Consider the following 9,960-nt stretch of genomic DNA (forward strand, 5'->3'; position numbering starts at 1 on the left):
GTGGAAAAAGCGGATTGAAGAAACCACCTCGACAACCCTTGGTGAAACCCTGCCGACCTCGGCGCGCACTGCGGTGTTGATCTTTCTCCTGGCCCTGGCCTCCATTGTTGTCGTCGCCATGATTCCCGAGTTGCGTACTCTCAATGTGGGAGATAAGCCGATCGGTATGGCCGTTATCATTCAGATGATGATGCTGGCTTTCGGTGGTCTGATTCTGATCATTACCAAAACCAAGGCCTCTCTGGTGCCGGAAGGGGTCGTATTTAAATCCGGCATGGTTGCCGCCATCGCCATCTTTGGTATCGCCTGGATGAGTGACACCTACTTCAAGTTTGCCCTGCCCAGCTTTCAGGGCGGTATCACTGAAATTGTCACCAACCACCCCTGGACCTTCGCCTTTGCCATGTTCATCGTTTCTGTCGTAGTTAACAGCCAGGCCGCAACCTGCCGGATGATGCTCCCCGTCGGTCTGTCCCTGGGCCTGCCGCCGGCACTTTTGATCGCGATTATGCCATCATCCTACGGCTATTTCTTTATCCCCAACTATCCGTCGGATATCGCCACCGTCAACTTCGACAGTTCCGGCACCACAAAAATCGGCAAATGGTACTTCAACCACAGCTTCATGGTGCCCGGCCTGATCGCCGTCCCCACCGCCTGTATCGTCGGTTATATTATTGCTATGGTCGTGATTGGCTGAGGGGAAAACTGCTCAGAGTGCTATTGCCGCCCTTTGCGTCTATATGATGCAAAGGGCGGTGGCGTTTGAATTGCTTTCTTGCCCCTGCTTCCCTGAAAGGTTAACATCCCTCTTGGCGAAGGGGGGGGCATGAACACACAGAACCACAACCATAACCGCAACGCACCGGCTGAAACAAAAGCCGGTGCATTGCGGTTTTTTTGTCGTTTTTGTTAAGGGGTGTGACTTTTATTGACACTCGGGTGGGGTAGGGTGGTTGGGCGAGGGGCAGAGGAGAGAGTGGTGGAAAAATTTTATGCGCACGATGGACAATCAGTTGAGAGCCACCTTAAGCGCGTGGCTTCAATTTGTAGCGATTTGACTAAAAAAATCTCTTTACCAGAGGTAGGAGAATTGCTCGGTCTACTACATGATTTTGGAAAGTACAGTGTGGAATTTCAAGCCTATCTAAAATCGGCATTAGGTATTCTTGATCCTGACGTCGATGGTGATTATGTCGATTTTAAAGGGCTCAGGGGGTCGATAGATCATTCAACTGCCGGTGCTCAGTGGATTTGGCAATTCTGCCGCAACTATGGAGATAACGGGAAATTAATTGGACAAGTTTTCGCGACCTGTCTTGCCTCGCATCATGGCGGCCTGATTGATTGTCTGAGCACGGATGGTAAAAACGTCTTTGACAAACGGATGGCAAAGGACGATCACATAACCCACCTTGCTGAGTGCCTCCAACGCGCCGATTCTCAGCTCCTCCAAAAGTTGGAAACGCTTGCCTCCCCACAATTGTTGCAGAGTTGCTTGACGCAAATTTCATCTCTGGTGGCTAAACCTGGACAATCAGAGCTTGTCGGCTGGTTCAAGGTCGGTCTTTGGACGCGGGTTCACTTCAGTTGCCTGATTGACGCCGACCGGATCGACAGTGCCGATCACGAAAATCCCGAAAACAAGTTAGTCAGGAAAAATAAGCCGGTTGATTGGCCGGTTGCGATAAAGCGGATGGAAGAGAAGTTGAGCGCTCTGCCGATCAGAAATGAAATCGACCGTCTTCGCCGTGATATTTCCGATCGCTGTAAAGACCGGGCCAAAGGTGCTCAAGGTATTTACTCTCTGACCGTACCGACGGGTGGCGGCAAAACTTTTGCCGGAATGCGTTTTGCTCTGCATCATGCCCAACAACATAAGTTAGATCGCATAATATGTATTATTCCTTACACTTCCATCATTGAGCAAAATGCTGAAGCAGTCAGAAGTCTCATCGAAATCGATGAGGATGAATTTTCATGGGTGTTGGAGCATCATTCAAATCTGGAACCAGAGATCCAAACCTGGCAAAGTAAGTTGGTGTGCGAAAACTGGGATTCACCGATTGTCTTTACGACAATGGTGCAGTTTCTCGAAACTCTTTTTGGCGGGGGAACCCGAGGGCCACGACGTATGCACCAACTGGCCCGGTCGGTTCTGGTATTCGATGAAATTCAGACTTTGCCAATCAACTGCGTCCACCTTTTTTGCAATGCAATCAATTTCTTTACCGAGCATGCGGGAACGACCTCACTTCTATGTACTGCGACCCAGCCTCTTTTGAATCAATTGAAAAATCCGGATAAAGGACAACTGACCATCGCGCCGGAAAATGAACTGGTCGACGACGTTGGCAAACTGTTTGAGAGCTTGAAGCGGGTACATATCCGTAACCGTATCAAACCGCAAGGTTGGTCGGAGGAGGAGATTGCTGAACTCGCTTTGGGTGAATATCGACGTAAAGGAAGTTGTCTGGTAATTGTCAACACTAAAGACTGGGCACGCAGGCTTTACACATGTTGTTCGCAAGAAGTGGATGTCAAAGAGGTGTTCCATCTCAGTACCGGTATGTGCCCTGCGCATCGGAAGGAAATGCTGGGACAAATACGCGCGCGACTCGACAATAGTTTACCGGTTCTTTGCTTCAGTACACAATTGATCGAAGCGGGCGTCGATGTCGATTTTGCCTCAGTGATTCGTTTCCTTGCCGGCCTTGACTCCATTGCACAGGCTGCGGGGCGTTGTAACCGAAACGGCAAGGTAAAAACGGCTGAGGTTTACGTTGTCAATCCGGCTGATGAAAAGATCGAACAGTTGATTGATATCTGCGAAGGACGAGACAAGGCGCTCAGAGTTTTTGCAGAGATACACGAGGAGGAGTTGCTGTCGCCGGAGGCGATGGAGATTTACTTTTCCTACTACTTTTATCGGCGTGCAGAGGAAATGGTCTACAAGGTGACCGCACGGGAGGCTGGTCGCGACGACAGTCTGCTCAATCTGCTCAGCGACAATCGTAACAATATCGGCAGGACTCAGGGGTTGGTTCTGCAACAGTCCTTCAAAACCGCCGGCAGGATTTTCAAGGCGATCGACGCACCGACTCATGCTGTCATTGTCCCCTATGGAAGGGGGAAGAAGATAATCGCAGAATTGTGCGCCGAGTTTGATCCCGGTAAAGTGCGCAGATTGTTACAGCAAGCCCAGCAATACAGCGTTAATGTGTTTCCGAATGTTTGGAGGAAGCTAAAAGAGAATGACGCCATCATTCCGATACGTGATGGCGACATCTACTGCCTCGACGAACGCTATTACAGTAAAGAATTTGGGTTGGCGACGGAAATGGTCGCGGATTATGAACCACAAGTCATTTAGAAAGGGGGTTCAATGAAGAACAGTATCAGTTTTAAATTGTGGGGGAGGTATGCGCTATTTACCGACCCGGTGACCAAGGTCGGGGGAGAAAAGTGCTCCTATCATGTGCCGACCTACGAAGCGATCAAGGGGGTGCTCAAATCGATCTATTGGAAACCGACGCTGATCTGGCATGTCGACAAGGTGCGTGTGATGAAGCAGCTACGGACGCAGACCAAGGGAACGAAGCCCTTGGTCTGGGGTGGGGGCAATAGTCTGGCAATTTACACCTTTCTGCGCGATGTCGAATATCAGGTGATGGCGCATTTCGAGTGGAACGAGCATCAACTTGCGTTGGAGAAAGATCGTATTGAAGGTAAGCACTTCAACATCGCCAAACGTACGCTGGAGAAAGGTGGGCGGCAGGATATTTTTCTTGGAACGCGTGATTGCCAGGGATATGTCGAACCCTGCGAGTTCGGTGAGGGTAAAGGTGCTTACGATGAAATCGATGAACTTGGCTTCGGCTTGATGTTCCACGGCTTCGACTATCCCGACGAGACTGGCAATAACGAACTGCGTAGCCGTTTTTGGCGAGCAACGATGCGGAAGGGCATTCTTGAATATCCGCGGCCTGCTGAGTGCGAAGCTAGTCGTTTCATCCGCAAAATGATCCCGAAAGAATTCGGGCTGGGCGAGAATGTGATGGCGGTGGAACAGGAGGAGGTTTTGTTATGAGTTGGTTGGCGAAATTGTATGAGACTTATGTTGCCGGGGTAGCTCTTGACCTGCCCGAAGAACAAAAACTGATGCCGATCAGCCATACTCTTCAGAACGCGCATATCAAGATCGTCATCGACGGCGACGGCAATTTTCTTCGGGCATCGGTTTTGGAAAAGACGCAAGTTGTTCTGCCTGCGACGGAAAAATCGGCAGGTCGTAGCAGCGGTGAAGCGCCTCATCCCTTGGCTGACAAACTCCAATATATCGCGAAGGACTACCCTGCGTTCGGTGGCCGGAAAAAATCGTATTTTGGATCCTATGAGGAACAACTTCGGCAATGGTGCGATTCACCCTTCGCACATAGTAAGGCAGCAGCAGTGTGCAACTACACCAGGAAAGGGAATATTGTCGCTGATCTGATTCGTGAAGGTGTGCTTCATGTAGGAGAAGACGGCAAACTATTGTCCTACTGGCCTTCAGAGGGTGCTGCTCCGCCAATATTTAAGGTTATGCCACCACTCCCGAAAGAAAAACGCGTCGAAAAAGACAAGCCTGAAGTCGAGCAGGGCGACGCTCTTGTCTGTTGGCAGGTGGAACAGTCGGGAGAGTTGCACGCTGAAACCTGGACGGATACGACGTTGCAGGAGAGCTGGATTCAGTTCCAGAGTACTGAAGGCGGAGAGTCAGGGCTTTGCTTCGTTACGGGCAATGAGCAGGTCTTGGCGACCAATCATCCGGCGAAACTTCGGCATACCGGCGATAAAGCAAAAATTCTGTCGGCTAACGATTCTACCGGCTTTACTTTCCGTGGACGATTTACCGAAGGGGACGGTAGCCAGGCTGCAGGGGTGGGTTACGAAGTCACGCAAAAAGCTCACAATGCCTTGCGCTGGCTGATTGACAGGCAGGGATATCGGAACGGCGATCAGGTCTACGTTACGTGGGCGGTTTCGGGGAAACCGATTCCGGACCCCCTGAAAAGCTCGTTTGCTTTGCTTGAGAAAACGCTTGTCTTCCAAGAACCCTTTGATGAAAAGAACTCGACAGGGACGATTGATTACACAGTCGATCTCGGGGCATCCTTCGCGCACAAATTCAACAACTACCTCAGGGGGTATCGCGCTAAATTGGAGCCGAACGAACAAATCGTAGTTATGGGACTTGATTCAGCGACGCCGGGTCGGATGAGTGTCATTTATTACCGTGAATTGCTTGCCAGCGAATTCTTCGAGCGTCTGAAAAGCTGGCACCTGCAATTCGCCTGGCCACAGCGTTATACCGTTGATATCGAAACTAACTGTAAATCCGATAAATCAAAAAAGAAGACCATTTGGCCGGTCAGTTCCCCCACTCCGCAACTTATTACTGAGTCTGCTTTTGGTGATGTGTTGAAAAGCAACAAGGCGTTGAGAAAGAACCTGCTCGAACGGATCATGCCAGCCATTGTCGACGGGCAATCATTGCCACGCGATATCGTAGTGGCGGCCGTTCGTAGAGCCAGCAACCGGAACACAAGGCGGCTGTCAGATAACTATTCAAATGTTGAAAGCGAAAAAGTGGAATGGGAAAAGCATTTATGTGCAGCCTGCGCCCTTTACCGAGGATTTTATCAACGACAACCCGAACAACAAAGGAGGGAATATACAATGTCGTTAGAAGAGAGTAGAACCACGCGGGATTACCTTTACGGTCGTCTTCTGGCGATTGCCGAGCGGATAGAAGAGGTTGCTCTATCAGTCGGTGGCGAGAATCGACCAACCACGGCCGCACGGCTGATGCAACGTTTTGCCGACAGGCCTTTCTCGACATGGCGAAATATCAGATTAGCTTTGCAGCCCTACATGCAGAGGTTGCAGGGCAATCGGGCGGGTTTTCTGACAAACAGGAAGAAAGAACTCGATACGGTCATGTCTTTATTTGGGAACGGTGAGTTTGAGCATGACAAGTCCCTGTCTGGAGAATTTTTGCTGGGCTATCACTGTCAAAGAATGTCTTATCGTCAACAAAATGTCGAAGAACCGGCTGCAATCGATCAAGGAGAATAAATCATGAGCCTCGAAAACAAAATTGACTTTGCCCTTATCTTCAGCGTCAAAAATGCCAACCCCAATGGTGACCCGCTCAATGGGAATCGCCCCCGCACCGACTATGACGGTTATGGCGAAGTATCCGATGTTTGTTTAAAACGCAAAATCCGGGACCGTATGCAAGACGCCGGTCATGCAGTATTTGTTCAGTCAGATGAGAAAAAGACCGATGGAATGCCGAGTCTGAAGGCGCGCGCCGAAGATCCAACTTATGGCCTCGGCAAGGAGGCCTTCAATAGCAAGAAAACCCCGCCTGAAAAAGCAGGAAAAATGGCCTGTGAAAAGTGGCTCGACGTCAGGAGTTTTGGGCAGTTGTTTGCCTTTAAAGGCGAGGAAAAGGACGGGGTCTCGATTCCCATTCGCGGGCCGGTATCGATCCAATCTGCATTCAGTATCGACCCGGTCAGCATAACAAGTACCCAAATCACGAAGAGTGTCAGCGGTGAAGGTGACGGCACGAAAAGAGGTTCCGACACAATGGGTATGAAACACCGAGTGGATAAGGCAGTCTTTGTAACTTACGGCAGTATGAATCCGCAATTGGCCGAACGAACTGGATTTAGCAATGCTGATGCAGAAAACATCAAAAACGTGCTGCCGATACTATTCGAGGGAGATGCATCTTCCGCTCGCCCCGAGGGGAGCATGGCGGTCGAAAAGGTTATTTGGTGGCAGCACAAAAGTAAGCCAGGCCAGTATTCCTCTGCTAAAGTTCACAGAACTTTGAAAGTAAGTTCGGATGGTTCCTATGTTCTCGAAAACCTTGAAGGTCTAAAGCCTGAAGAAATTTCCGGGTTCTGAACTATGCTCGGCAACGCCCCCGCCCACAAACTTTTTGACCTGATCGACATCAAACGCAACAACCGCACCGAAGGTCCAGCGCGGTCGTTCAAGGATTATGACGTGACGGTCGGCACGGCCCCGGCGGGGGTTGAGATAATCGAGAAACTGTAACGCCTGTCGCACATGCGACAGGCGATTTCAGATCTCAGATTGCATATTTCACAGAGGCTGCTGTCAATGTTCTGAGATCTGAAATTTCAAATTTGAAATAGCCGTTGTGCAGCGCTATGCACAACGGCGAGAGGGGAAAGATGAAATACGAAAATTTTGAGGATGTACCGGTTTGGAAGTCCGGAGTGGACTTGACCGTAAAGGTTTTTGAGGTGACGGAAAATTCTGCTTTTCGCGGACGGGGTGACATTGCCAACCAGATTCAGCGGGCTTCCCTGTCGGTGTCGAACAACATTGCTGAAGGGTTCGAACGCGGCACAACCCCGGAGCTGATCCAGTTTTTGTATTACGCCAAAGGTTCTGCTGGTGAAGTGCGCTCCATCTGCCACGTGCTCGAAAGGATGAAGCCTTTCGAGCATTTGAAATCTCAAATTTCAGATCTGAAATCGCTGGCGCGCAGCATTTCGCGTCAGCTCGGTGGTTGGGCCTTTTCGTTACAGGAAACGGACATCAAAGGGACTCGACACCTGACAGAAAAATCGAAAAACAGCTACAGTCGGCAGGCGGCGGCACAGGAGCTGATGGATCAGTTGAACAGAGATTATCAAAAACAATTACGTAAAGAATGATATGTACGCCGAATCCGACTACATCATGATTTCTGCATTACAGCACTACCTGTTCTGTCCGCGCCAGTGCGCCCTGATCCACATTGAGCAGCTGTGGGCGGAAAATCGCTACACTGCCGAGGGCAGGGTTCTGCATGAACGTGCCGATAGCGGAAAAAGCGAACGAACAGGATCACTGCGGGTTGTACGTACCCTGTCGATCTGCTCTGCCCATTACGGTTTGAGCGGGCAAGCAGATGTGGTTGAGTTTCATGATAACGGCAGTGTGCTGCCAGTGGAGTATAAACGCGGTCGCCCCAAAGCCGACTCGTGCGACGAGGTGCAACTCTGCGCCCAGGCTCTCTGTCTGGAGGAAATGCTGAAGGTTGAAATCCCCTTGGGTGCGCTCTATTACGGGCAGAAACGCCGTCGCAAGGAGATCGCACTCGACACACAACTCAGAGATCTGACCTCAGCTACAATTCAGAACACACACCAGCTAATTGCCGGTGGGATAACGCCAAAGGCGATCTATTCACAGAAATGTGAGCAATGTTCATTGCTGCAGCTCTGCATGCCGAAAAGTTGTCAGGGACATCAATCCGTTACGGACTATCTTGCCCGCGCTCTGGAGGGGCTGCCATGAGAAAAATGCTCAATACCCTTTACGTCACCACCCAGGGGGCTTATCTCAATAAAGAAGGGGAAACCGTCGTCGTCAATGTTGAGCGTGAAACCCGGCTGCGTCTGCCGATCCACACTCTGGGCTCGATTGTGTGTTTCGGTAATGTGCTGTGCAGTCCTTTTCTGCTCGGGCATTGTGCCGAGAATCATGTTTCCGTCAGCTTCATGACCGAATACGGACGATTTCTGGCACGGGTTCAGGGGTCGGTTTCGGGCAATGTGTTGCTGCGGCGGGAACAGTATCGTCGGGCGGACTGCGACAAACACTCCGCGCAACTTGCCCGGATGTTTGTTTTCGGCAAAGTGATCAATTCCCGAACCAGTATTCATCGAGCCTTGCGTGATCATGGCGATAAAATTGGGAATTCCGGGATTGAACAGACAGTAAAAAGTTTTTCCCGCTACGCCGAGCGCTTATTGCAGGAGGGTGATCTGGACAGTATTCGTGGTATCGAAGGCCGAACTGCAAGGGATTATTTTGATCAGTTTAATCACCTGATCGTTACGAATAAGAATGATTTCGTTTTTTCCGGGCGCAATCGCAGGCCCCCTCTCGACCCCGTCAATTGCTTGCTGTCGTTTGTTTATTCACTGCTCTATCACGATGCACGATCTGCTCTGGAAAGTGTCGGGCTTGACCCCGCAGTCGGCTTTTTGCATCGGGATCGACCGGGGCGCTTAAGCCTGGCTCTGGATCTGATGGAAGAGTTTCGTCCCATGCTGGCGGATCGTTTGGTGTTGTCACTGATCAATCTCGGGCAAATGAAGAAAAAGGGTTTTATCGTGACCGAATCCGGGGCGGTGAAAATGTCGGAGGAAACCCGAAAGGAGGTGTTGGTCGCCTACCAGAAACGCAAACAGGAAGAGATTGAGCACCCCTTTTTACAAGAGAAAGTTCCGGTCGGAATGCTGGTTATTGCCCAGGCCCAATTGCTCAGTCGTTTTTTACGTGGCGATCTCGATGAGTATCCCCCGTTTCTGTGGAGATGAATCATGATGGTGCTGGTAAGTTACGACGTGTCGACCATGGAAAAATCGGGAGCGAGGAGACTGCGTCGGGTGGCAAGAATTTGTCAGAATCATGGTCAGCGGGTTCAATACTCGGTTTTTGAATGCATTGTCGATCCGGGACAGTGGACGAAGATGCGCCAACAACTGATTGACGTCATCGATCATCATCAGGACAGCCTGAGGTTCTATTTTCTCGGGGCAAACTGGAGAAAGCGGGTTGAGCATGTTGGTGCCAAGGAAGGGATCGATCAGGAAGGGCCATTGATTCTGTAGCGAACCCCAAGTCTGTAGCGAACCCCAAGCTGTGGGTATTTTACCGGTAGGTTCGCGCGGACGCAGGTCTTTGAAAAACAAATAGAAAGTCTGACCAATAGAAAAAATTGACGTGCATTTGCGACAAAGAAAACAAGTACGCGAAAAAGAAGAAAAAAACAAAGTAGAATCATGCTCTTAGCAGCATGCGGTCGCCCCCCGCGCGGGGGCGTGGATTGAAACAGGAAGCCGCCGCCTTTGAGCGTGAGTGTTCCATGTCGCCCCCCGC

At 50.5% G+C, this 9,960-nt stretch carries 10 protein-coding genes; all 10 read left to right on the forward strand.

Going from position 1 to position 9,960, the window contains the following annotated elements; all coding sequences use genetic code 11:
* Positions 1-700 (forward strand): anaerobic C4-dicarboxylate transporter family protein (locus AC6F7T_RS14040; protein WP_500719862.1); only part of this gene is annotated, 700 nt, incomplete at its 5' end.
* A gap of 282 nt (positions 701-982) precedes the next feature.
* A complete protein-coding gene (gene cas3 / locus AC6F7T_RS14045; protein WP_500719864.1) occupies positions 983-3,373 on the forward strand; it encodes a CRISPR-associated helicase Cas3' in 2,391 nt (796 codons plus the stop codon).
* A gap of 12 nt (positions 3,374-3,385) precedes the next feature.
* Positions 3,386-4,090: a type I-C CRISPR-associated protein Cas5c gene (gene cas5c / locus AC6F7T_RS14050; RefSeq protein WP_500719865.1), complete on the forward strand. Its 705-nt coding sequence runs from the start codon at positions 3,386-3,388 to the stop codon at positions 4,088-4,090.
* A complete protein-coding gene (gene cas8c / locus AC6F7T_RS14055; protein WP_500719866.1) occupies positions 4,087-6,120 on the forward strand; it encodes a type I-C CRISPR-associated protein Cas8c/Csd1 in 2,034 nt (677 codons plus the stop codon). Before cas5c ends, cas8c begins: the two co-directional genes overlap by 4 nt.
* A 3-nt stretch (positions 6,121-6,123) precedes the next feature.
* Entirely contained in the window at positions 6,124-6,963 is an 840-nt protein-coding gene (gene cas7c, locus AC6F7T_RS14060) for a type I-C CRISPR-associated protein Cas7/Csd2 (protein ID WP_500719868.1), read from the forward strand.
* A gap of 3 nt (positions 6,964-6,966) precedes the next feature.
* The gene (locus tag AC6F7T_RS14065; RefSeq protein ID WP_500719869.1) at positions 6,967-7,116 is read left to right on the forward strand and encodes a hypothetical protein; all 150 of its coding nucleotides are present in this window, start codon (positions 6,967-6,969) and stop codon (positions 7,114-7,116) included.
* Between the two features lie 140 nt (positions 7,117-7,256).
* On the forward strand, positions 7,257-7,745 hold the full coding sequence (locus tag AC6F7T_RS14070) for a four helix bundle protein (RefSeq protein ID WP_500719871.1): 489 nt from the start codon (positions 7,257-7,259) through the stop codon (positions 7,743-7,745).
* A gap of 1 nt (position 7,746) precedes the next feature.
* A complete protein-coding gene (gene cas4, locus AC6F7T_RS14075; protein ID WP_500719872.1) occupies positions 7,747-8,370 on the forward strand; it encodes a CRISPR-associated protein Cas4 in 624 nt (207 codons plus the stop codon).
* Positions 8,367-9,398 carry a type I-C CRISPR-associated endonuclease Cas1c gene (gene cas1c / locus AC6F7T_RS14080; protein WP_500719873.1) on the forward strand — a complete coding sequence of 344 codons (1,032 nt, stop codon included), beginning with the start codon at positions 8,367-8,369 and terminating at the stop codon, positions 9,396-9,398. The genes cas4 and cas1c overlap by 4 nt, the downstream gene beginning before the upstream one ends.
* A gap of 3 nt (positions 9,399-9,401) precedes the next feature.
* Positions 9,402-9,692 (forward strand): CRISPR-associated endonuclease Cas2, encoded by a 291-nt coding sequence (gene cas2 / locus AC6F7T_RS14085; protein WP_500719875.1) that lies wholly within the window; start codon positions 9,402-9,404, stop codon positions 9,690-9,692.
* Positions 9,693-9,960: the final 268 nt, after the last annotated feature.

The sequence above is a fragment of the Pelovirga sp. genome, assembly GCF_059864205.1.

Coding starts and splice junctions, on each gene's coding strand:
- AC6F7T_RS14070 (WP_500719871.1), top strand. CDS start 7,257: ATGAAATACGAAAATTTTGAGGATGTACCGGTTTGGAAGTCCGGAGTG.
- cas7c (WP_500719868.1), top strand. CDS start 6,124: ATGAGCCTCGAAAACAAAATTGACTTTGCCCTTATCTTCAGCGTCAAA.
- cas4 (WP_500719872.1), top strand. CDS start 7,747: ATGTACGCCGAATCCGACTACATCATGATTTCTGCATTACAGCACTAC.
- cas5c (WP_500719865.1), top strand. CDS start 3,386: ATGAAGAACAGTATCAGTTTTAAATTGTGGGGGAGGTATGCGCTATTT.
- cas2 (WP_500719875.1), top strand. CDS start 9,402: ATGATGGTGCTGGTAAGTTACGACGTGTCGACCATGGAAAAATCGGGA.
- cas1c (WP_500719873.1), top strand. CDS start 8,367: ATGAGAAAAATGCTCAATACCCTTTACGTCACCACCCAGGGGGCTTAT.
- AC6F7T_RS14065 (WP_500719869.1), top strand. CDS start 6,967: ATGCTCGGCAACGCCCCCGCCCACAAACTTTTTGACCTGATCGACATC.
- cas8c (WP_500719866.1), top strand. CDS start 4,087: ATGAGTTGGTTGGCGAAATTGTATGAGACTTATGTTGCCGGGGTAGCT.